Source organism: Mucilaginibacter tolerans, from assembly GCF_030519375.1.
GTDB lineage: Bacteria > Bacteroidota > Bacteroidia > Sphingobacteriales > Sphingobacteriaceae > Mucilaginibacter.
Genome location: NZ_JAUMKB010000006.1, coordinates 222,415 through 244,830 on the forward strand (window position 1 = coordinate 222,415; position 22,416 = coordinate 244,830).

22 protein-coding genes are annotated in these 22,416 nt (G+C 41.1%); 8 read left to right on the plus strand and 14 right to left on the minus strand.

Annotation, left to right across the window (positions count from 1 at the left end):
* Positions 1-4: 4 nt before the first annotated feature.
* Entirely contained in the window at positions 5-3,181 is a 3,177-nt protein-coding gene (locus Q3A68_RS10925; protein WP_302901121.1) for a histidine kinase dimerization/phosphoacceptor domain -containing protein, read from the minus strand.
* A 457-nt stretch (positions 3,182-3,638) separates the two neighbouring features.
* Here Q3A68_RS10925 and Q3A68_RS10930 point away from each other — a divergent pair, with 457 nt between their 5' ends.
* The 5 genes from Q3A68_RS10930 to Q3A68_RS10950 all read left to right on the plus strand — a co-directional run bounded on the left by Q3A68_RS10930 (position 3,639) and on the right by Q3A68_RS10950 (position 10,509).
* Entirely contained in the window at positions 3,639-4,448 is an 810-nt protein-coding gene (locus Q3A68_RS10930; RefSeq protein ID WP_302901122.1) for a hypothetical protein, read from the plus strand.
* A gap of 62 nt (positions 4,449-4,510) precedes the next feature.
* Positions 4,511-6,817: an Rv1355c family protein gene (locus Q3A68_RS10935; protein ID WP_302901123.1), complete on the plus strand. Its 2,307-nt coding sequence runs from the start codon at positions 4,511-4,513 to the stop codon at positions 6,815-6,817.
* Positions 6,818-6,862: 45 nt separating this feature from the next.
* Complete coding sequence (locus Q3A68_RS10940) at positions 6,863-8,989, plus strand: sensor histidine kinase (protein WP_302901124.1); 2,127 nt, start codon at positions 6,863-6,865, stop codon at positions 8,987-8,989.
* 12 nt (positions 8,990-9,001) lie between these two features.
* Positions 9,002-10,087 carry a hybrid sensor histidine kinase/response regulator gene (locus tag Q3A68_RS10945; RefSeq protein WP_302901125.1) on the plus strand — a complete coding sequence of 362 codons (1,086 nt, stop codon included), beginning with the start codon at positions 9,002-9,004 and terminating at the stop codon, positions 10,085-10,087.
* Positions 10,088-10,089: 2 nt separating this feature from the next.
* Complete coding sequence (locus Q3A68_RS10950; protein WP_302901126.1) at positions 10,090-10,509, plus strand: response regulator; 420 nt, start codon at positions 10,090-10,092, stop codon at positions 10,507-10,509.
* Here Q3A68_RS10950 and Q3A68_RS10955 read toward each other — a convergent pair whose 3' ends face one another.
* The 3 genes from Q3A68_RS10955 to Q3A68_RS10965 form a co-directional block, all read right to left on the minus strand.
* Positions 10,510-10,953 carry a response regulator gene (locus Q3A68_RS10955; protein ID WP_302901127.1) on the minus strand — a complete coding sequence of 148 codons (444 nt, stop codon included), beginning with the start codon at positions 10,951-10,953 and terminating at the stop codon, positions 10,510-10,512.
* A 150-nt stretch (positions 10,954-11,103) separates the two neighbouring features.
* Positions 11,104-11,505 carry a putative quinol monooxygenase gene (locus Q3A68_RS10960; protein WP_302901128.1) on the minus strand — a complete coding sequence of 134 codons (402 nt, stop codon included), beginning with the start codon at positions 11,503-11,505 and terminating at the stop codon, positions 11,104-11,106.
* Positions 11,506-11,530: 25 nt separating this feature from the next.
* Positions 11,531-11,926, minus strand: a complete 396-nt coding sequence (locus tag Q3A68_RS10965) for a (R)-mandelonitrile lyase (protein ID WP_302901129.1) — start codon at positions 11,924-11,926, stop codon at positions 11,531-11,533.
* 575 nt (positions 11,927-12,501) lie between these two features.
* Here Q3A68_RS10965 and Q3A68_RS10970 point away from each other — a divergent pair.
* The gene (locus Q3A68_RS10970) at positions 12,502-13,287 is read left to right on the plus strand and encodes a hypothetical protein (RefSeq protein ID WP_302901130.1); all 786 of its coding nucleotides are present in this window, start codon (positions 12,502-12,504) and stop codon (positions 13,285-13,287) included.
* Positions 13,288-13,390: 103 nt separating this feature from the next.
* Here Q3A68_RS10970 and Q3A68_RS10975 read toward each other — a convergent pair whose 3' ends face one another.
* The 10 genes from Q3A68_RS10975 to Q3A68_RS11020 all read right to left on the minus strand — a co-directional run bounded on the left by Q3A68_RS10975 (position 13,391) and on the right by Q3A68_RS11020 (position 20,039).
* Entirely contained in the window at positions 13,391-14,251 is an 861-nt protein-coding gene (locus Q3A68_RS10975) for an ATP-grasp domain-containing protein (protein ID WP_302901131.1), read from the minus strand.
* A gap of 349 nt (positions 14,252-14,600) precedes the next feature.
* On the minus strand, positions 14,601-14,972 hold the full coding sequence (locus Q3A68_RS10980) for a response regulator (protein ID WP_302901132.1): 372 nt from the start codon (positions 14,970-14,972) through the stop codon (positions 14,601-14,603).
* 98 nt (positions 14,973-15,070) lie between these two features.
* The gene (locus Q3A68_RS10985; protein ID WP_302901133.1) at positions 15,071-15,763 is read right to left on the minus strand and encodes a TapB family protein; all 693 of its coding nucleotides are present in this window, start codon (positions 15,761-15,763) and stop codon (positions 15,071-15,073) included.
* 112 nt (positions 15,764-15,875) lie between these two features.
* Positions 15,876-16,598 (minus strand): peptidase associated/transthyretin-like domain-containing protein, encoded by a 723-nt coding sequence (locus Q3A68_RS10990; RefSeq protein ID WP_302901134.1) that lies wholly within the window; start codon positions 16,596-16,598, stop codon positions 15,876-15,878.
* A gap of 62 nt (positions 16,599-16,660) precedes the next feature.
* Complete coding sequence (locus tag Q3A68_RS10995) at positions 16,661-17,458, minus strand: alpha/beta fold hydrolase (protein ID WP_302901135.1); 798 nt, start codon at positions 17,456-17,458, stop codon at positions 16,661-16,663.
* A gap of 24 nt (positions 17,459-17,482) precedes the next feature.
* Positions 17,483-17,710 (minus strand): hypothetical protein, encoded by a 228-nt coding sequence (locus Q3A68_RS11000; RefSeq protein ID WP_302901136.1) that lies wholly within the window; start codon positions 17,708-17,710, stop codon positions 17,483-17,485.
* A gap of 2 nt (positions 17,711-17,712) precedes the next feature.
* The gene (locus tag Q3A68_RS11005) at positions 17,713-18,084 is read right to left on the minus strand and encodes a DoxX family protein (protein ID WP_302901137.1); all 372 of its coding nucleotides are present in this window, start codon (positions 18,082-18,084) and stop codon (positions 17,713-17,715) included.
* A 61-nt stretch (positions 18,085-18,145) separates the two neighbouring features.
* Positions 18,146-18,643 carry an SRPBCC family protein gene (locus Q3A68_RS11010; RefSeq protein WP_302901138.1) on the minus strand — a complete coding sequence of 166 codons (498 nt, stop codon included), beginning with the start codon at positions 18,641-18,643 and terminating at the stop codon, positions 18,146-18,148.
* The gene (locus Q3A68_RS11015) at positions 18,627-18,965 is read right to left on the minus strand and encodes an ArsR/SmtB family transcription factor (protein ID WP_302901139.1); all 339 of its coding nucleotides are present in this window, start codon (positions 18,963-18,965) and stop codon (positions 18,627-18,629) included. Before Q3A68_RS11015 ends, Q3A68_RS11010 begins: the two co-directional genes overlap by 17 nt.
* Positions 18,966-19,163: 198 nt before the next feature.
* Positions 19,164-20,039: a glycoside hydrolase family 25 protein gene (locus Q3A68_RS11020; RefSeq protein ID WP_302901140.1), complete on the minus strand. Its 876-nt coding sequence runs from the start codon at positions 20,037-20,039 to the stop codon at positions 19,164-19,166.
* A 244-nt stretch (positions 20,040-20,283) separates the two neighbouring features.
* On the opposite strand from Q3A68_RS11020, the gene Q3A68_RS11025 reads away from it, so the two are divergent.
* The gene (locus tag Q3A68_RS11025; RefSeq protein WP_302901141.1) at positions 20,284-21,366 is read left to right on the plus strand and encodes a hypothetical protein; all 1,083 of its coding nucleotides are present in this window, start codon (positions 20,284-20,286) and stop codon (positions 21,364-21,366) included.
* A 147-nt stretch (positions 21,367-21,513) separates the two neighbouring features.
* On the plus strand, positions 21,514-22,416 hold the full coding sequence (locus Q3A68_RS11030) for a metallophosphoesterase family protein (protein ID WP_302901142.1): 903 nt from the start codon (positions 21,514-21,516) through the stop codon (positions 22,414-22,416).

Sequence of the window (22,416 nt, forward strand, 5' to 3'; positions counted from 1 at the left end):
TGCTTTAGTCTTCTTGCTTACGTAAATTGCGGTTAGTAAAATTAATGATAAATACAGCGCCGTTCTTATAATCGTATTTCACCCGGCCCCCAATTTGCCGGCTAAGATCATGGATCAATTGCATACCCAGAGTTGTTGTGCGGGTCAGATCAAAATCCGACGGCAAACCCGGACCATTGTCAGAATAGATCAACTCATATTTACCTTCATCCATAACGCGAATTTCGATATCTATTTCTCCTTTCGCTACACCATTGAATGCGTATTTGAAAGAATTGGATAGCAATTCATTCATAATTAACCCAAGCGGGACAGCCGAATCAATATCAAGGTACAACACGGGCACTGCCACATTCATTGATATCTTATTTTGCTTCTTATATACACTCTCCACCTGACGGGATAAGTCATCTACAAAGCGTTTCAACTCAATGCTGCTCAGGTTTTCAAACTGATACAGGTTTTGATGTATCAGAGCTATGCTCCGAACACGGTTGCGCCCCTCCATTAATGCATCTTTTGCGGCATCGTCATTCACAGTTTTACTTTGCAACTCCAGCAGACCCGAAATAACCTGCAAATTATTCTTAACACGGTGATGGATTTCTTTCATCAGCACATCTTTTTCCGATAGCAATTCGGCCTGTTCTGATAATGATTGCTTCAACTGACCTGTTCTCTCGTTTACCGTTTGTTCCAATTTATTTTTTTCTATGGCTAATTGTCTCGTTCTCCACTTTATTATCCAATAAATTGTGGCTATTAATACCAGTGTAAGTAATGTAACAAACCACCATTTAAAGTAGAATGGCTTTAAAACCAGCAATGGAATAGTTAACTCGCTTTTACTCCACGCCCCTTCGCGGTTTTGCGCTTTGATATGCAACAGGAGTGTCCCGTATGGCAGCCCGCTGATGCGGATCGAGTTTTCATTGATATAGTTCCAATCTTTATCTACGCCATCGATTTTGTAAGCATAATGATGTACCTCGTCCCTAGCATAATCCAGTAACTGAAATTCAAGGGTGAAAAAGCGGTCGGTAGGCGCCAGCGTGATTTGCGAGGAAGTAAGCAAATCATTGGTTTTATTAATCAGCTTGTTTTGGGAGCCTACAAACTGGTTAAAAGCAATGATACGCAAAGGCACGTTTAAGGATTGAACATCTGTTCTGAAATCTGCAGGATTAAAAGCGACGATGCCGTCCAACCCGCCAAAAAAGAGCCGGCCGTCTTTCGCCTTAAAAGACGAGGTTCTGTTAAACTCGTTGTTTGTAATGCCATCTGTGGTGGTATAGGTATTGACAGAAAACGTTTTTTTGTTGAAACGGACAAGGCCGTAATCAGAGCTGATCCAAAGGTTATGATATTGATCCGGTTCAATCCGGTACAACACATCCGACGGAAAACCGCTGGCAATATTGAATTGCTGAAATGTATTTGCTTTTCTGTCCCAGCGGTATAAACCTTCTCCGTTTGTGGCCAGCCAGAAAATACCGTCGTTGTCAGCATATGCGTCCTGTAAATTAAGCTGGGAAATTAAGGGCGACTGATCATTGGCAACGGACCATTGATCATCATGGTCATTCTTAATCTTGTATAACCCATTTTCTGCGACTGCCCATATTCTGCCTGCTCCATCCTTAAAAAATCTATATACAAACTTCGCTTCCGGCTGCTTTTTTGATTCGTAATGAAGTGAATCAAACCTTTTGCTGTTGGAGTTGAAAATTGTAAACCCGTTCGTTCGTCCCAACAACAGCAAGCTATCATTTGCCGAGAACATCGACCATATTTCATTCCTTTGACTATCCGGATATTTAGAGAGTGTATTATTCTTAACATCATACCCGTACAGGTTATAACCACCGCAATACAAGGACGAATGATGATTGATAAGTGCATATTTGTATTGATCATCAGTGGCGTTTTGCATTCGGCTACCTTGTTGCTGGAAGATATGGGTCCATATATTTGCCACAACTCTGCCGGTTTCATCAGCGTATATACCCCTGGCCTGGTTGTTTTTTTCGACAGATTGTTGTTTGGTGGTAAAGTAGGGTTTAAACCGGTTCTTTTCTATCTTCAACTGCAACACGCCGAGCGAGGTGCAAAGCCAAAGGTTTCCAAAATTATCGGGGAAAAGCTTGTATATAAATAAATTTTCGAAGGTTTTTATTTCTGATTTTGAAACTATTTGAAAAAAGACATTTTCATTCCATAGGTAAAGCGCGTCTGTGCCGATATATAATATGCAGGATTTGCCGTCCGTAGAGCTTGCTGCCTGGTACCAATATTTTGCTTTTAGACTGTCTGTATTAAATCCTTTTACATTGGCTGGAAACTTACTATCACCTCCATGCGTTATCATACCGATACTAAATGTATTGGGTTGCACGGCAGTTGTATAAGTAATTAAAAGATCGTGCTGACTGTTGAAACCGACAGGCCATGATCTGAGCGCATCTTTTTGTGTAAAGCCAATCACGGTATCCGGCGTTACTAAATACTGGGTGGTCTGGTTGAATATTTTCAACAACGCTTTTCCCATGCCGAACATACAGAAGGGGCCTGTAGCCCGATAATCTAAAGAGGATAAGGCATCCGGTTTATCCCAGTCTTTCATTTCATAGCGAAGCGTAAATCCCTTTTTGGAAGTATATTGCCAAAGCCTGAAAGGATGTGCTGCGAGGAAATCAATTTGATTAGTGCCGTCATTCGATATCCAGTAAACATCCTGCTCTTTGAAAGGAAGGTTGGGGAAAGCGGCGGTAAGTGTTTTAACCTCCTGCGTAACTGCATTCATTACATCCACCTTACCATTAGTGGTGAGCTGGAATCCGGTGCTGCCGTATTCAATGAAAACATTATTGGCATCATCCTTTGCCAATTGAACTACTTTGTTTTCCTGCAGATGATTTCGCTGACGGGTAAAAAGCAAACAGTTTTTACCATCATAACGGTTTAGGCCATTGCGCGTGCCAAACCACATGAAGCCTGCCTTATCCTGCAAACCGCAAAAAACTTCATGCGAGGCGAGTCCATCTTCTATAGAGATCAGCCTTTTGTTGACAGTATATTCTGCGCGAGTATTATGTTCGGGGTTTCCCTGTCCAAAAGCAACAGAAGCGGCTATCGCTAAAAACAGAATAAGCGCAATGCGAAAAAAAGTAAAGCGGCCCATGATAGCATTGAAGGTACATTATATTATTCAAAAGCTTTAAAGTCCGCTAAAAAGTCCATAGTCTTTATTTCACAATCTGGGACTACTACGTGCCGTAATCAAATTGAAATGTAATATTTGCTTAATACGAAACCGATGCGAATTGCTTTCGTAAAAAGTGGTTATATTTGCGTTACCTCAGCCTCGTCGATCATAAACTACGGTTTATTGTCATCATCAAAATTTTTATTAAAAGGTTTAGCATTACTTACTAAAAGGATAAGTATTGCATAACGTGCGCGAGTATAATTCGGTATAAATGAATTACGTGGAGTCAGGGTGCATTTCTGCTTTCAGGAGCATTAATGACGTTTGGGCAATAGTTTTTGTTATAGATAAAATGTCTGCATTACCCCTTTTTGCAGCACTATTTGGTATAAAATATCCAATTAAAGAACCGGCTGAATAATTACTACATATGGATGAAGGCTTGCATAGGGATCGACCTGTAGTAAGGTTAAGAGCGTTTCGGGCAATTGACGACCCCGTTGCCTGCGAGCTTTTTATTGAAGGGCACACACATGTATTGACAAGTATAGGGGTAACCAAAGTCACCTCGTCCAGGCATGAATGGACCAGTAATCCGGCGGCTTTCGTCATTATTGTTGAATCGTTGGACGGTAAAAAAGTATATGGCGGCGCTCGCGTACAAGTAGCGGGTGGTACTGAGCCTTTGCCCATTGAACAAGCCACTGTTGGATTGGATTCATCCGTTATTAAGCTCGTATGGAAATATGCGCAGTTTGGCACCGGAGAAATATGCGGCTTATGGAACTCGCGCGAAATAGCAGGTTATGGTATTGGCAGTATATTTTTAACCCGGGCCGCGGTAGCAATTTCCACCCAGATCGGTTTGACTTCGCTTTTTGCATTGTGTGCCCAGTATACGGTCGCCATGGCACAGAGTGTAGGCTATCACCTTGAAAATAGTGTCGGCAACAGTGGTACATTTTATTATCCCAAAATGGATCTTCTGGCCACTGCTATGCTGCATGAAGATATTGAAACGCTTACCACTGCACAGGATGAAGACCGGAATGCCATATTAAAATTAAGGGAAAGCTTAAATCTTATCCGGATAGAAGTGCTGCGAAAAAAGTCGATCGAGATACACTACGAGCTGAAAATTCCTCACCTCGAAAACTGGGATCTTCAGGCCACAATCGCAAATGCTAAAAGGACTTTTAAAGAAAAAGACTGGACCGAAGCACGGCTCAATTTATTGTAGCGAAACATTGGTTCCCTGGCAAACTTTTTCGTGACAATTAAATTATATTTGCTTATAGTTTTATGAATCCTATCGAAGAACTCATTACACATCCTGAAAAATCAGGTAATATTTATACTCCTATCATTCTGAGGCTCAATAAGCCGGAGGATAAGAAAACATACGACAGACTCTTATCTGAAAAGATCGCGTTGTTTATCTCAGACGAAATAGAAAGCCAGTTAAAGGAGCTTATCAAAAGCCAAAGGCCCTGGGTGAGGATAAAACACGATGAGTATCCCGGACTGATCGCTAACTATCTTAATGGAATAGATATTAATACTTATGGTGTTTGGGTTTATTATCCCTGGAGCCGCAGGCTGGTCCATTTGCTGGATGAGGAAGAGTTTACAGAGGTTCGCACCAACCGTAATCAATATAAAATTACACGCCGCGAAAGAGACCAACTGGCCACAAAAAAGATCGGTATTATCGGTCTTTCCGTCGGGCAGTCTATCGCGCTTACACTATCTATGGAGCGGGGATTCGGCGAATTACGCCTAGCAGATTTTGATATACTTGAACTGAGCAATCTAAACCGTATTCGTACGGGTGTACACAACCTTGGTGTGCCTAAAGTAGTTATTGCTGCGCGTGAAATAGCCGAGATCGACCCATTCCTTAAGGTAACTTGCTTCTTTGATGGCCTGACCGACGCAAATATGGATGATTTTTTTACCGGTGGGGGCAAACTGGATATTCTGGTAGACGAATGCGACGGCTTAGACATTAAGATACTCGCCCGATACAAGGCCCGTGAACTACGCATACCAGTGTTAATGGATACCAGCGACCGAGGCATGCTGGATATCGAGCGTTTTGACCTGGAACCTGACCGCCCATTGCTGCATGGCACGGTTAGCGGGATCAATCCTCAAAACATTAAGGAATTATCCAACGAAGATAAGGTGCCCGTTATCCTGCAAATGCTTGGTGTAGACAATATATCATCACGCGCCAAAGCGTCAATGGTTGAAGTGGAGCAAAGCATTAATACCTGGCCCCAGCTAGCCAGTTCGGTAGCATTGGGTGGTGCAGCGGGCGCCGATACGTGCAGGCGAATATTGCTGGACCAGTTCCGGGCATCAGGTAGATATTATATCGATTTTGATCAGATTGTTAGCGATACCAAAATAAATCTTGCACCACAAACTAACAGAAGTAATCCGTTCAAACCGCTTTCGGAAGAAGAAATGCAAAGGCTGGCAAAACAAGTATCCGCCGAGACCAGCCCTTCGGATATCATGCCATCGGACCAGGTCATTAAGGACCTGGTTAATGCGGCTTGCGCAGCTCCTTCAACCGGGAATGATCAGCCCTGGAAATGGCTTTACCATCATGGTACACTTTATCTGTTCCATGATGAACACCGCTCTTTCTCATTTGGCGATTACCGTAACATAGCGTCCTATATTTCCTTTGGGGCAGCTTATGAAAATTTGAATATCCATGCGCTGAAGCAGGGCCTCGAACCCTATTACAAATTTGTTGCCAGAGATGGCAGCAAGATGGTTGCCGTAATCCGCTTTAGAGCAATTGAAAATAAACTATTAGTTCAACAGCTTGAGCCACTGGACAAGGCAATATTTAAACGACTTACCAACCGTAACCAAGCCCCTAAGGCAAACATCCAATCCGATATTTATCAGCAACTGATTTTGTTCGCCGAGTCGATACCGGGGGCAAAACTCCAGGTGTTTACGGATGAAACCGTACTTAGTGAGCTGGCAGGAATCATTGGCTTCTGTGACCGGGTAAGATTACTAAGCAAAGAAGGCCACTTTGATTTTGTTCATCGAGAAATGCGGTGGACCGGCGATGAGGCCGAAAAAAGCCGGGACGGTATTGATGTCAAAACACTTGGTCTGAGCAATTCGCAAATGGCAGCGCTTGGTGTTATTAAAAGCGAACAGGTAATCAGTACCATTAACGACCTGGACGGCGGTAAGGCATTGGATATGCTGGCCAAACGTACTGTATCAACGGCGTCTGCACTTTGCCTGCTTACTTTACCTAAACATGAATTAAAGAGCTTTTTTGAAGGAGGCAGGGCGATGGAACGTTTATGGCTGGCAGCTACCAATCTTGGATTAGCCATTCATCCGTTGATATCACCACTGTATTTATTCCCGCGAGTTGTTTATGGAAATGGAGAAGGTCTCGATCCAAAATTTGTACCTGTTTTACGGGATTTACGTAAAAAGTTTTGTGAGCTGACCGATATGGATGATGACCGTGCAGAAGTGTTCCTGGCTAAAATTGCAATTGCTCCTGAGCCGGAGTTAAAGAGTTTCAGATTACCTTTAGAGAAAATGCTTATAATAGAATAAATTAAACCCTATTACCTGTCATGCTACTGGCAGAACCTGATTTACATGAAAAGGATCATTTTTTTACTGCTGATTTTACTAATAGCGCCCGCTGCAAAACTGGCTGCGCAATCGCCCGTAGCTTTTACCGGCGAGAACACCATCATTGGTAAAAATGTATCTATACTAAAAGACAGCGCAAACCATTATGATTTGCAAACCGCCAGCAAATCAACCGCTTTCGTGCCATCATCTATCGAAACGCCCAACCTGCAGTTAAGTAAATCGGCATTCTGGCTTAAGTTTTCCATTCACAATAAATCATCATCCGACCGACTGTTGCTGGCGCTTGATTACCCCACACTTTCTGTATGTGACTTTTATTACCCTGAGAATGGCCATTATCAGGTACAAAAACTTTCCGATACTTTACCATTCGGGCAAAGGAAATATCAGCATCAAAACTTTTTGTTTGATCTTAAATTACCTAAAGACAGTACTGCCACCTATTACCTGCGTGTAAAAAGCTCTGAGCAGATGGTGTTACCACTTATCGTTGGAGAACCGGCGCAAATTGCCCAGTCCCTGCTTGTGAAAAATATCCTATGGGGGATTTTTATTGGGCTAATTGTTGTAATGGTGGCCTATAACTTCTTTATTTATCTTTTTACCAGGGACCACAGTTATGTATGGTATGTATTATATGTTTCGTTCATAGGTCTTACGCAAACTACCTTAAGCGGTTATACTTATCATTTCCTGTTCCCGCAAATGCCTTTACTCTTCCATAAGAGTATTATTATTTTCCCGGCGCTGGCAGGTATTTCGGCAATGATGTTCGTTAGGGAATTTTTGGATACTAGAAATCGGACACCAACACTACACAAAATTTTCCCGGTAGCCATCATTTTGTATAGCTGCGCTATTATATTCCGGCTGGCAGGTGTTGACCAGGTGAGCTACCGAATGATCGATATCTCTGCAATCTGTACTACATTTCTTATTTACGCGGTTGCAGTAAAAATATCCCGCCAGGGTTACAGGCCGGCACGGTATTTCCTGTTTGCCTGGACTATCTTTTTTGCGGGCATCCTTATGTTCACCTTGCGCAACCTCGGCGTATTACCATATAATAGCTTCACCAATTACACCATGGAATCAGGCATCGCTATTGAAGTTACCTTGCTTTCTATTGCGCTGGCCGATCGTATCAATGTTTTGAAAAGGGAAAAAGAACTATCACAAGCCGAAGCCTTGCGCACAGCCCACGAAAATGAAAGGATCATAAGAGAGCAAAATACGTTTCTTGAAATAAGGGTTAAAGAACGTACTTCCGAATTGAACACCGCGCTGGAAGATCTGAAACAAGCACAATCCCAACTGATCGAACAGGAAAAAATGGCTTCATTGGGTCAGTTAACTGCCGGCATAGCGCACGAAATCAATAACCCCATCAATTTTGTTACATCCAATGTCTCTCCTTTGCGCAGAGACATAGATATGATATTTGATGCGATCAACTTTATGGAAGATGTTGCGCTATCAGACACCACACCCGACAGCAAAAGGGCACAGTTGGAAGAGTATAAAGAAGAGCAGGAACTTGATTATCTTCAAACAGAGATCAAACATCTGCTTAACGGCGTTTATAATGGCGCTTCCCGGACTGCCGAGATCGTAAAAGGCCTCAGAATATTTTCCCGTCTTGATGAAGACGATCTTAAACAGGCCGACCTGAATGAAGGGATTGATTCATCGATGATCATTCTTAACAATCAGCTGGGTGGCATAAACGTCATACGGGAATATGGCGACTTACCGCTGGTAGAATGTTACCCCGGTAAACTCAACCAGGTTTTTCTCAATATTTTGTCCAATGGGATTTACGCAGTTCATAAACGTTTTGGGGATGAGAGCGGAGGCGAGATAAAGATAAGCACCAGTGTTGGTCACGATAATGTTCAGATCAGTATTAAAGATAATGGCATAGGTATAGATGAAGAAACACAGAAAAAGATATTCGACCCATTCTTTACAACAAAGGACGTAGGCGAAGGCACCGGTTTGGGTATGTCTATCGCATATAATACCATCAAAAAGCATAACGGTTCAATCAGGATAAACTCCTCGGCTGGCAATGGTGCAGAATTTATAATTACGCTGCCTGTACAACATGTGATCAAAATAAATTAAAGCCGAAACTTTATGGCAGAGAAAATTAAAATACTATACATCGATGATGAACAGGATAACCTAACCGGGTTCAAGGCTAACTTCCGTACAGAATACCGTATTCTTACCGCTGAAAATACCGTGCATGCCATTGAACATCTGCAAAAGAATCCCGACATCAGGGTAGTGTTTTGCGACCAGCGTATGCCAGGGAAGACCGGCGCTGAATTCTTTGAAGAAATCAAAACACTTTTCCCGCTACCTATAAGAATACTCATCACTGCATATACAGATATTGAAGCTGTTATACAGGCCATCAATAAAGGCAACATTTTTAGGTATATCCGGAAACCATGGATAGAGCAGGATATTATTTCGGCTATTGAAGAAGGCAATAAATTCTATATAGCCAGTTCGATGCTGGCAATGAAAAATGAAGAACTGCAACGGGCTTATACCGAACTGGACAAATTTGCTTATAGCGTAAGCCACGATCTGAGGGGCCCGCTAACCGGTATTCTGGGGGCCATTGATGTAGCCAAGGAAATGTCTGACATTAAGGAGCTGAAAGATTTGCTGGTGTTAATGGAAAAATCGGTATTTAAGCTGGAGGATTACATATCCAGCATGCACGATTACTATAGCTCAAGACGTGGTGAGCTTAAGATTACTGATATTGACTTTAACCATGTGGCCGAAGAATTGAAAGATGTATACCGGATATATACCACAACCAATAAAATATGCTTTGAAACCACGATAAGCCAGCCAGAATCTTTCCGGAGCGATGAGCTGGTAATCAAAATGATATTGAATAACCTCATCACAAACGCCATCAAATACCAAAAGAAACACTTTGAGGGCAAAAAGATCGATCTGAATATTTCTGTGAACGACGGTCTGGCAACTATCCTGATCAGCGATACGGGTATAGGCATTCCTGAAAGCCATTTTGATGAAATATTTAATCTTTTTTCAAGGGCCACATCTCATCGGGCGGGCTCCGGCATAGGCCTTTATAATGTTAAAGGAGGTTTGCTTAAGCTGGGCGGCAGCATAGATGTAAGTTCCGTTTTGGGTGAAGGCACAGTTTTTAAATTAATTATTCCAAGCAAATAATCATGGGGTTGTCATTCATTCTTATCGAAAATTTAGAGATTGATCTGTATATAGCACATAAATTGATCAAGATGACCGCGGGAGAGGATGTACAGGTCGAAACTTTTATGAGTGCTGAAGACGCTTTGGATCACATTACATCGGCAAAAGTAAAAAAAGCCGACCGGACCATTATATTGCTCGACCTGATGATGCCACGACTAAACGGAGCAGATTTCATTAGCCTGTTTGAAGTGTTACCTGACAATATCACCAATCACTACCAGATCGTCATCGTCACTTCATCAATGAATAAGACGGAATTGGACAGGCTTGGCAAGAAAAAAAATGTAGAGACCGTAATCGCCAAGCCCCTCACACAAGATAAGGTTAAAGCTGTATTGCAGCGCATTCAAATTGACATGGACAAGAGGGAAGCCTGATCAGGAAAGTAACTTTTGCCGCAGCAAAAACTCAAGTTGCTCATTCGAGTCCTTCAAAGCCTGCTTATCCTGCCACGCCTTATAGGCTCTCTCAATAGTCATTGTTAATTCTTCCTCATTCCAGGGTTTTGCCAGGTAATGAAATATCTTACCTTTATTCACAGCATCAATAACAGCACTCATATCGGCAAAGCCGGTTAATAATACGCGAATTGGGTCGGGATATTTTTCCTGTATTTTTTCAAAGAGTTCTACGCCGGTCATCTGCGGCATACGCTGATCTGAAATGATCACGTGAAAGCCTCTTTTTTCCAGCAGGTTCAGTGCTTCTTCCCCACTTGTGGCAGTAAATACTTTAAAAGTAAGGCGAAAGGTAGCCTGGAAAGAGAACAGGTTATCCGGTTCATCGTCTACATAAAGAACTACAATTTTGTCTGCCGCCATATCAACTTATTATTTAGTATCAAAGTTAATTAATACGGAAGACATAATAAACTATACTCAGCAAATAGCACACAATACATGAAAAAGCAAAAAAAGCAAAGTTCAATTCGTGTGTCCGTTTTTTTTTAATAGTTGATGTGTCTGACTAAACTACATTCCCGGCTTTTTGGCAACGCTTATTAGATTAACATCTATCAGCTCAAGGGATTTCACCATGTTCTGAACTGTTGCCTTATACTTTTTGAAATGAGTAGTTTGTATATGCGATTGGTACGCCGCCGTATCGGCATAAATTTCCAGGATAGTAATATCTGATGGATTGCCTTTATCAGCAACAGCATAGTAGGTTAAAACCCCAGGCTCTAATTTCACAGCTGTTGCCATTTGCTCCTTGAGCGCGGCATTAAAACTTTCGAGCTGTGCAGGGTCTACCTGTATCTTGGCTATTCTTGTGATGCGATGACCTTGCTGGGCATTCACCTGCTCAATCGAAAATAATGTTACCCCCATGGTGGTAAGAATTAATAATAGCCGCCGTAAAATAGTCTTCATTGTATTGTTAATTTGATTGCATACGTTACCCATTATACTGAATGTCCGTTACATGTTCCATCCAGTCCACCGGTGAACCGTTCAGCCTTTCCTGTATGGCAATGTGGCTCATGGCAGTAGTTGCCGACGCGCCATGCCAGTGTTTTTCATTCGGTTCAAAATAAACTACATCTCCGGGTTTAATTTCTTCTCTCTGTCCGCCTTGGCGTTGTACCCATCCGCAGCCTGCTGTAACGATTAAGGTTTGACCGAGTGGATGCGTATGCCATGCCGTGCGTGCGCCTGGTTCAAATGTTACAAGGGCCATTGCTACACGTGCTGGTTCGGGCGGGCTATTAAGAGGATCTATCCGTACCGTTCCGGTAAAATATTCAGCAGGCCCCTTGCCCGAAGGCTGTGAACCGATTCTTTTGATTTCCATTGCTTTTGATGTTTCTTTCTAAAACATCGTAAAGATAGCCCTGTTTTCACATGCGCTGGTAATGATTATCAAATCAATATTTAAGAATTTCAAACAAATAATTTCATCAACATTATCTAAAGGTTACAATTTTTTTGCTGTTAAAGTAAATATCCGTATCAAGCCAATATTGATTTATCATTCCGCGGCGCTTGTACTCTTTTGCTTAACTAATTGATTAAACCGCCTTTTTGAAAGGATTGGGGACAGTATGGGGAAATTATTCTACCAATTCCCCAATTTAAACAGGAAGAAAATATTATGTCTTAAGATTAAAATTTTGCCGCGGGAATTATTCGGTTTAAAGCACAGGCAAAATATCATTCTTTAGTGGTTGATTCACAACTGTTTGATTTTTCGCTATTTATAAAAGTTGGCTAAATAGGATTAATTGATTTAATTTGGCTGAAAATGTTGTTGTTATACCAAAAATCAACGAATGGTACAATAATTGGCTATATCATTCCGAATTTATCTACTGACTAATTAATAGCTCTAAAAAACGCAAAAAATATTACTGATTAATTACTAAAACTATGGAATTGAAACCTTACAAAACTGGAACTGTTGTGGAACGTTACATAAAAGGTATTTTACCGATTATGCTTTGTGTACTTTTGGTGTACACGTCATGTCGCAAAGACAGCACTACGGCACCTTCAACATCAACTCAATCAACATCAAATGCCGCATTGAGCAAACAAATTGCATACAATCTTTCAAAATCATTGGCCGGTACATTTGGCGGTGTAAATCTTAATGACGGTGTTAATGTATCTGTCGAAAATCACCTTGGCCCTCACTACGCATGTGGTTGTACTCACAATAACCCACTCTGCGGGTTCTATACCGATTCGCTGGTAAACTATAATGCTACGATTGCCGATACCACTATCCACACCGGTGGTAACCTGAAGTTCTATTTTAACTGTGTTGACGGCAAGTTATCGGGTTACTCTGCTTATGATTCTCTAACTACTGTTAAAACTACACCTGCATCTGTATCTACCTACAAAGTGCAACAGTGGTATACTATCGTGGCCCTTGACTCTGCTAAAAACTTTATTGGTGTAAATGGCACTAACGACTTACATACTTCGATAGTTTACACTAACGGTTCTGCTTCTGAAATCGGTGGTGCGTTCTATGAGTTGTCAAACTTAAAAATTGACGTAACCAACAAAGATATTTTAAGCGGTTCAGCAACGTTCAAAGCATATGGCAGCAACTGGAATGCAAATGGTACTATCGTATTCCTTGGTAACCACAAAGCTAACTTTACTATGAACGGCACCACGACTCAGATTACGGTCACGTTTTAACCAAGCTATACCAAAATATAAATCCCCTTAGCCGGGAAAAGAAGAATCCCTTAGATCAAAAGATTTAAGGGATTCTTCGAATTAAATGGATACTATATTGTTTTTACAAACGCCTTAAAAAGGAAAAGAAGAACATACTCAGGCTGCCTCCAAAGCGGGGGTTAATTTCAAATACGTATGGTTTCCCATCTATCTCCTTGTAGTTAAAACAACATATCCCTTCAAAATTTATTGAGTTAAGAATATCGGTAAAAAGATCCAGGTGCGGGCATTTACCTAACTTGTTACAAATGAATTTATCGACACCTTTAACATAGGTCGGTGTCGAAAAAATATATACCACGTTTAGTGAACATAACACTTTTCCGTCCCTGAATATCAGGTGCGTGGCATATTCTTTTTTACCCTGCACAATTTCCTGGCAAAAGAAATCCGGGTGATTAATTTCATTTAGGTGCTGTTTTTCTTTTTCCGGCGTATCGATCACATAGCAGTCCACACCCATGTGGGCCACTTTTCTCTTTACGATATAAGGTATTTTTAAATTTTTGCCAACACGGGGCATATCGTTCTCGAAACCCTTCTCAACCAGTGTTGTATAGAACACATATTTATCGTCGCATATATCTATTGCCTCCATCGTAGGCGTCGGCACAAGGTTATTATCAACTAATTCTCTGTTCGGGATAAGCCGGCGCAGGTTACCCATGTTCAGCGGCATCACGATGTCATACTTTACAAAATTTTCTGGCGTAAATTCATCAAAATGTATTTCGTGATTTAAATTACGAAAGCTTTTCTTTATATCTTCTTCACGTTCCGCATTGAGGGAAAAGAGTATTTTAAATTTACGCTTCGACAAACGTGCCCTGGCGGTTTCATAAGCAAAATACAAGAGCTTATTTAATATAGCTTCCCATCGTAAAAACTTAGCGACTGTTTTATTAGTGGTATTGGTGGGCATCAGGTTAAAGTATAAAAGGAGTTCTGTATAAATTTCGAACTATAAATAGAACGTTTAACGAAAAAACTTAAGTCAGTGTTGTCATCATTAGCTGCATAAAATATATGCATTATTATTACTAAAAAGCGCGCTGAGGGACTTTTTTTGGCTGTTTATAACGCGCTATATATTAAAAGGTTACAGATTTTAATTACATATATTAAATTATATGCCTTTTTGCCGGGTAAAATAAATGCTCAAATTACCCATAAGGCCCATGTATTTATACTATTTGCAGAGAGGATACAATTAAAAAAACGCCATCATATTTCATAAAATATAATGGCGTTGAACTAATTTTTTTACCATACTAATGCTGATGGTGCCCAAGCAATTGATTGATTTTTCGTACCAGCATATTAATATCGAAAGGCTTGGTGATAAATGCATCAAAGCCGAAATTCCCAAGTGATGATGCAAGTTCGGGATAAGCAGATATTAAAATTACAGGAATATGACAGGTATCTTTGTTACCTTTTATTTGCTGGCAAATTTTACCACCATTTGTACCGGATAATAAATAGTCAGTTAGTACCAGGTCGGGGTTATATTCACTTACTGATTTAAGTATATCATCTGTCCGGCTTAAGCCTTTGACAGTAAAATCGTTATATTCAAGCACGGTCTCCAAAACCTGCAATATATCTTCGTCATCTTCAATTATTAAAATCCGCTTTGCCATGATGTTCGTGATAAGCTATTAGTGTGAAAAACCCAATTATACTCAAATTGTTTTTACTCTGCTTTTAAATCCTAAACCAATAGCTTATACGTTAATTATTAGTTAATAGATACAAGCTCGGTTGTTCCGGCAAGTTTTCCGTTTTTTGTATAGGTTTCAGACTTTATCTGACGCGCCAGCTTAGGGGAGAACCACTCTATCACATGCATGTGCACCGGGAAACCGATGCCCATCATTTTCATTTTTACCATAGCGTCATAACTGATGCGGAAACAATCAAAACTCCCGGCCGTGCTGGTCAGAGTTTCCTGTTGTTCCACCTTTCTGTTGGTAATATCCATCTGCATTTCGCCCATTTGGCTTCCGTTGTTGGTAATATTCATGGTCATGCTTCCATCGTCCAAAGTTTGTCCTGCCTTGAGATTAAGCGGATACACCAGGTACTTGGCTTCCCCTGTTATTTGCATTTTTCCCAATTGCTTTGCTGACGAGGATGGCATAAATGATTTCATGTCAATGCTGATTGCATTTCCCGAGCATTTGATCTCTGAATCTGATGCTCCAACTGACTTACCGTTCTTATCAATCACTTCGGTGTGATAGCTAACTGTTGACGCATCTTTTTTGACCGAAGTATAGGTGAATTTGCCCTGCTCGTTACCTTTGGCATCTTTGTTACTGTAAACAAGTTTCTTTCCGTTAACGGCGTTGATAAACTCTGAGCAGCTTTGCGCCTTAGCCAGGGGCATAAGAATAGATACAGCAATTGCTGTGACAATAAACTTTTTCATAGCGATTAAATGGGGACTATAGATAATTAAGAAGGGTCGCTACAAGATAGGAAATTATCGGTTAATCAACAAGTTAGAGTTATAGGTTTAAGTATTATTAGTAAAATGACAACTATTTATTATTTATCATATCAACATCTTTATTTTTTTTGAAATCCTGGTATGATTTAATAACATAGTTTACCAAATCGTAATCATTCCAACTGCGAATTTGTTGCGCTGTTGGCCAATAATCTGCCTTAAAATCGTCAAGCTCATTCTCATTAATAGGAGCATTCTTTTTTATTACTTCGTCGGTAAAACGAGCTGCTACCTCATAATAAGCTATTTCATCCTTGGCAAACCTGTTGAACTTCCGCGCATTAATTACCTCGCTTTTAAAATTCTCATAGATAAAGGTCATCGGTTTTAGTACCAGGTAATAATAATGAGGAGTACCTGTATAAAAAACGCTTTTCTTTCGATATCCCCGTTTTACCGAATTCAGATCGGCTAATACTGTATTTTCCTTTATTACTACTTCCGATAGTGGATAAGCCGGTTCAACGAATACAACTTTGTCCACTAAATCTGTTACAACAAGCTGCGTTGAAGTATAGTCATCGCAGCTAACGTTCAGGGTATCATTAACCGAGGCAGCAATAAAAAAATCTCCATATAGATTTGTCACCGTGGATGTTGAAGTCTTCGTGTTGACAATCCTGACACCGCATAAACGTAAATTTGTGCCGGCTTTAAATACCATTCCTTTTTGTACTTGTACATCCTGTGCATGGATTAAATATGGCCAACCAAATAGGAGAAAACTGATCAATAGTAATGTATTGCCGCGCATGCCTTATAAAGGTAAACATGGCGACATATCAATGACAAGGGTTTAACTTTTTTTAACAATGACTATTGATTACTCGAACATTTTGCGTCAAAGAATTCAATTAACACGGGCGCTATCACTTTCCCTGCCACATTATGAGTTTCCCCTTTTAATATTTTAAGGTCGCCATTAGGCATTATTTCCGACAGTTTTTTTACTGCATTCTGCATGGTAGCCGGGCTTTTACCCCCGCCTGAGATAAGCGTTTGGGTATTAACAGACGAAGCCTTCTTTTCGGGCAACGAAAAATCACCCAAAACAGCTACGTCATATGGCAGTGCATGCGCCGCGCGTTTGAGCTTGGACCAGACCGGCGTTAATTTCATGATAAAAACAACTATCCCTGGCACACCCACCATGTCTTTCAGGAAAAATTTTACTGCATCACCGCGCCTGTTTTCGGCTATCATTGTCTGTAACTGCTGTAGGGAATCAGCTGGAGGTTGCTGCCCCTGATCTACCATAAACGGCGGTTCGTATAATGCCAGTTTAGTGATATTCAACCCATGTGCTGCTGCTGCCAGGGAAAGGGCGGCACCCGAAGAGAAACCAGTAACAAATGCTGACCCGCCGTTTGCACTGATCAATGCCTCCAAATCCTCTATTTCGCGTTCAACAGCATAAGGCTGTGTATCGGAGCTTTCGTTCCGGCCGCGGCGGTCGTAAGTGATTACGGTAAAATCGCTGGTTAATAATCGGGCTAGTTTTGGCATCGGCCCGAATGCTCTGCTGCATAAAGCGCCATCCACCAGAATCAATAAGGGCCCGCTACCCGATTTGTCATAAGCTATGCGGGTACCATCTTTTGATATAGCTTCCATGATTTTATGGGTTAATAGTTCAAATCATTCCAGTACACTGCACTGGTAACCATTTTCTGCCACCATGCGGGCAATTTTTTCCTGCGGGATGTTTTTGCCTTCAACACGAAGTATCTTGTCGCAATCCTCGAGGTCAAAATTGATACTGAACATGGGGAATTGCTTTGACAAAACACCTATCAGCCTTTTTGCCTGCCTTTTGTGCCTTACATTTGTTTTATACACTTCTACCATATTCAGTACCATTGTCATGACTATTGCGCTTTTAGTTTATGATAACAGATATAAGAGCCAGCGACAAGTACCAATCCTAAAATGAGCATTGGCGCCCAGGTGACTGCAGGGAATGTGCCATTTGCATAAAATGAATACATGGCGCCAAGCATATCAAACGTGAATCCGGCGTAGGCCCACTCTTTTAATCTCGGATTGCCCGGCACCAGGATGGCTATTACGCCTAAAACTTTTGCTATCGCCAGAAATTTAAAAATGTAAGTAGGATAGGCGAATTGCTTTGCAAATGCTGCGCCTTCAGGGTTCGGAATAAAGCTACCTATGGCTGAGAAAAGCATTAGCGCAACCAACAGAACGGTAAATACCCAGTAAAGAATTTTAGTTGTTTTCATTGTTTTAAGTGATTTAGTTTGATTTACATATGTTTTAGTTCTTATCTAAGTTATAGAAATATTATTCTTTAATTTTTAGCAGATACTCAGCAAGCTGATCCAATGTACCTCCAAAGCCTTGCTGCATTGAAGCTGTCATTTCTTCAAACTTGTTGTATTCCTCCTCGGTAGCATTAATTGGCGCCCCCTTTATAGTAAGCGTGGTTTTGCCTGCGCTTTCAGTAAATGTTACCGTATTCAAAATCTCTAAAGGCCATGGATCAATAAATGATGTACGGATACTGTTGCCTTCTTCATCGGCAAATGAGCTGGCAAATACTATCTTTTCGGGCTCCACTATTTCCCGGTAAACAAACTTGCCCCACATTTTGCCTCCACCGAAAGACATGGTATAATGAAATATCCCTCCAGGACGAAACTCTAATGTTTTCACTTCAATCTCAGAGCCCTTTGGTCCCCACCATTGGGCAAGATGCTTTGCCTCACTCCAAACTTTAAACACCAGTTTACGCGGCGCGTCAAATACACGGGTAATCTCCAAATCATTTCTTTTTGCCATGTTTTTTCTTTTTTGACTGTAATTCCTTCAGATAATTGTCCAGTGAATCAAACCTCGCTTCCCAAAACTGCCGGTATTGTTCTACCCAGTCGGATACTTCATTCAGTTTCTCCAACCGGCCTTCACAAAAGCGCTCACGCCCCTGTTGCTTTATCTCGAGCAAACCGCACTCAGCCAGTATTTTCATGTGCTTGTAAATGGCCGCCCTGCTCACATCAAAATTCTCAGACACCGCATTTATGTTGAGCGACTTGTGCGCTATCATTCCCAAAATCTCTCTCCTGGTCGGATCGGCAATCGCCTGAAACACATCTCTTCTCATATAATATGAAACCTTTTGGTTTCAAATATAAATGCAACCTTTTGGTTTCACAAGTTTTTTCGAAAAATATTTCAAAGTACCGTTGGCAGCTATCGGTATAACAATCAACAATACAAACTTAGTGGCAAAATAGGGGCTATAAAACAGCTAAATGCGGCAATACGGAGGGCGAATTGCGACAAGGACCGGAAAGAAAATTTATTGGATCAATAATTTCCTAAAGGCTAAACTATCGCCTCTGAAGGCATCAAAATCAACCACATGATTGATGCCGTTTATAGTAGCTCTGTCTGAATGCTGCCAGAAAAGCCATTTTGTTTCGGGACTCAGGTTGAGTTGCGCCTGGTGATAATGTGCAATCCACAGTGGGTAACCCTCGAAATACCCTTGCAGGTAATCCTGATAAAAACTGATGCCAGAGTAGATGATGGGCTTTACACCAGTTCTGCTCTGGATATAATTTAAAAACTCCTTCAGCTCCTGCCGCATCTTATTGGGGTTGGTGCCGTTAAGTTCTTCAATATCTACTACAGGAGGGAAATCTCCTTTTTCTATCTTAACGGTTTGAAGGAAAAACTTGGCCTGCCATTTACCACTTTTGGATGGTTTAAAATAATGATATGCGCCACAAATGAGTCCAACCTTCGGAGCCTCGCGCCAATTGCGCTGAAAATATGAATCTACCAGCAACACGCCTTCCGTTGCTTTAATAAAAGCAAAACTGATGTGCACACTATCCTCCTCCATATTCTTCACCTTTTGCCAGTCGATTTTTCCCTGCGCATAGGATACATCGATGCCATGGATCGCGTATTTATCCGGTATCCGGATATTGAAACTTTTATACGTACGGTAATGCGGCTCTTCGCCTATATCGCGTATCCATCTCCAGGTCGAAGTGAATGTTCTTAGAACATAAGCATAGTAAAATGGAGATAGTAATATCAACATTAGGCCAGCAACGGCAACTTTTAACTGTATCGGCCAGCCTTTGCCCTTTTTCTTTTTAGCAGGAGCCTTTTTTCTTACAGGTGCTTTTTTAGATACTACAGTTTTTTTATTAGGAGCGGGCACGCTCCAAAAATACAAAATGGCACATTAAATAAGTGGCGGATGATGGCGGTGTTGAAAAAGTTAAAATACAGATCGCTTTTTAATGGATAAACAAACTTATCTTTCAGGAAGCCAACCTCAGACAATCAATGCCCGTATACCTTAAAAAGTGCTGTTTAAATAAAATTTCACCTGCTGATAAAACATTTAGCTTTTTTACGTTATTACCTATTAAAATACAAATTTTATATCCCACTAAGCTAAAATGAAAACAAATATACTTTGGTTACTTTGCGGGCTCGGATTGACGCTGTTCATTAGCGCCTGTTCAAAGGAAAAAACCAAACCTGTTACTACCACAACTTCAACGTTGGGTTTGTACGAATACGGTGCGGATAGCGGGAAACGCGCATTTATTCCGGTTACAAAAATAGGCACGCAAACGGTTAATTATTATAGCGTATTCGACACAGGATCGGCCGGAATGACCATTGATGCACATGGTATTATACCCGCTGCGATGATAACCAGCTCAGGCATATCGTTTACGGGCGATTCTACAACAGTGAATGGTATTACCATTAAAGCAGGGCAATATACGCTTAGCTATGGAAATAAGACCGGTTTAACTAAGGAATATGGTTACCTGGCGTACGCCCCTGTCACTATTGGCGATGCACATGGAAGCACAAGTGCTGGCCGTGTGCCGGTATTTTTATATTACAAAGTTGTCGACGTGACTTCAGGTAAAACCGAAACGGTTAACCATTCATTGGATATTTTTGGCGTGGGCCCGGGTAGCAGCTATGCCAATTCGGCAATAGTAAGCCCCTTGATTTATTTTAATACCGACGCAAGCCTTATCAGTGGATTTAAACTTGCTTTATTACACAGAAGCCAGTTCAGCACCACAGGAACTTATGTGTCGGCATTGTTAAAAATTGGATTAACCACGGCAGACATAACTTCCAATGGTTTTATAATGCACCCATTAACGTATAGCAGTGTTGGAGGATATTCAGCAAATATACCATCTACAATAACCTATAACGGGCAAACAATAAGTGCCAATGTTTTATTTGATACCGGAACCCCTCTGATTTCTACCATCGAAAATAAACTGGCAGTAAACAGCACTGGTCAGCTTCCTGCAAACACACAGGTAACCGTAACCACTAATATGGGATTTACTTATACTTATACCACCACCAGTACAGCCAATTTAACGCAGGTTGAAAACCCCAATGTAACCGGTGATTATCGCACTATATTCGGTATCGATTTTTTTATGGATAACGAATACCTGACTGATTATATGCATCACCAGATAGGATTGAAGAATAATTAACTGCCGGATAAATTCTTATGGTTTGACCGCAAGGACTTATTATTCCACTTAGCATTATTCTGCGTTACATCAGCATTAAATAATTCATCCTATTTCCCGAAAAGAGCAACTTACAATATTTTTATACCGACTTTGTAAGCTGCATATATGAAAAGAAGAACCGCACTCAAAATGTCGGGGTTATACCTGTTAACCCCTGCTATAAAAAAGCTGAATATCAGCGCCGAAAGAAGAAAGGTTTTAAGGATAGCCCATCTTACCGACATCCACTTGAAAGATCAGTTTGGTGCACCTGGTAAACTGGCAAAATGTCTGCACCATGTTCAGCAGCAAAGCCCTAAGGTTGATCTGATACTTAATGGCGGCGACATCGTTTTCGATATGAATAAAGAGAATATTGATACCATCAACAAGCAATGGGCGCTTTCTCACAAGATCATGAAATCCGAATGCGGCCTGCCTGTGCATTATTGTTTGGGCAATCATGATATCTGGTGGAACGAGAACGACAAAGGCCAGGCACTGTATGGCAAAAAATATTCGATGGACCAGTTGCAGCTTTCCAAAGCCTATTACAGCTTTGAAAACAATGGTTGGAAATTCATCATACTCGACAGTGTGCACCTCGATATTGACGGTACCTGGTACATAGGCAAACTGGGCGACGAGCAATTTACCTGGCTCGAAAATGAACTAAATACCACCGATGCTAAGACCCCCGTGCTGGTAATGTCGCATATACCTATCCTTACTGCAACATTGATGATTGAGGATAACATCGTGAATAAATGGGAGATGCTGGGTGGAGATATGCATACTGATACTTCGAAAATCATCAAACTTTTTTACAAACACCCTAATGTGAAATTATGCCTAAGCGGGCACATCCATTTGCGCGATAAGGTGGTATATAACAATGTTACTTATATCTGTAATGGTGCCGTGAGCGGTGCCTGGTGGGAAGGCAACCGGCGCGAAACGGCTCCCGGTTATGGCCTGATCGATCTGTACGATGATGACAGCTTTGATGAAACTTATGTGAACTATTAG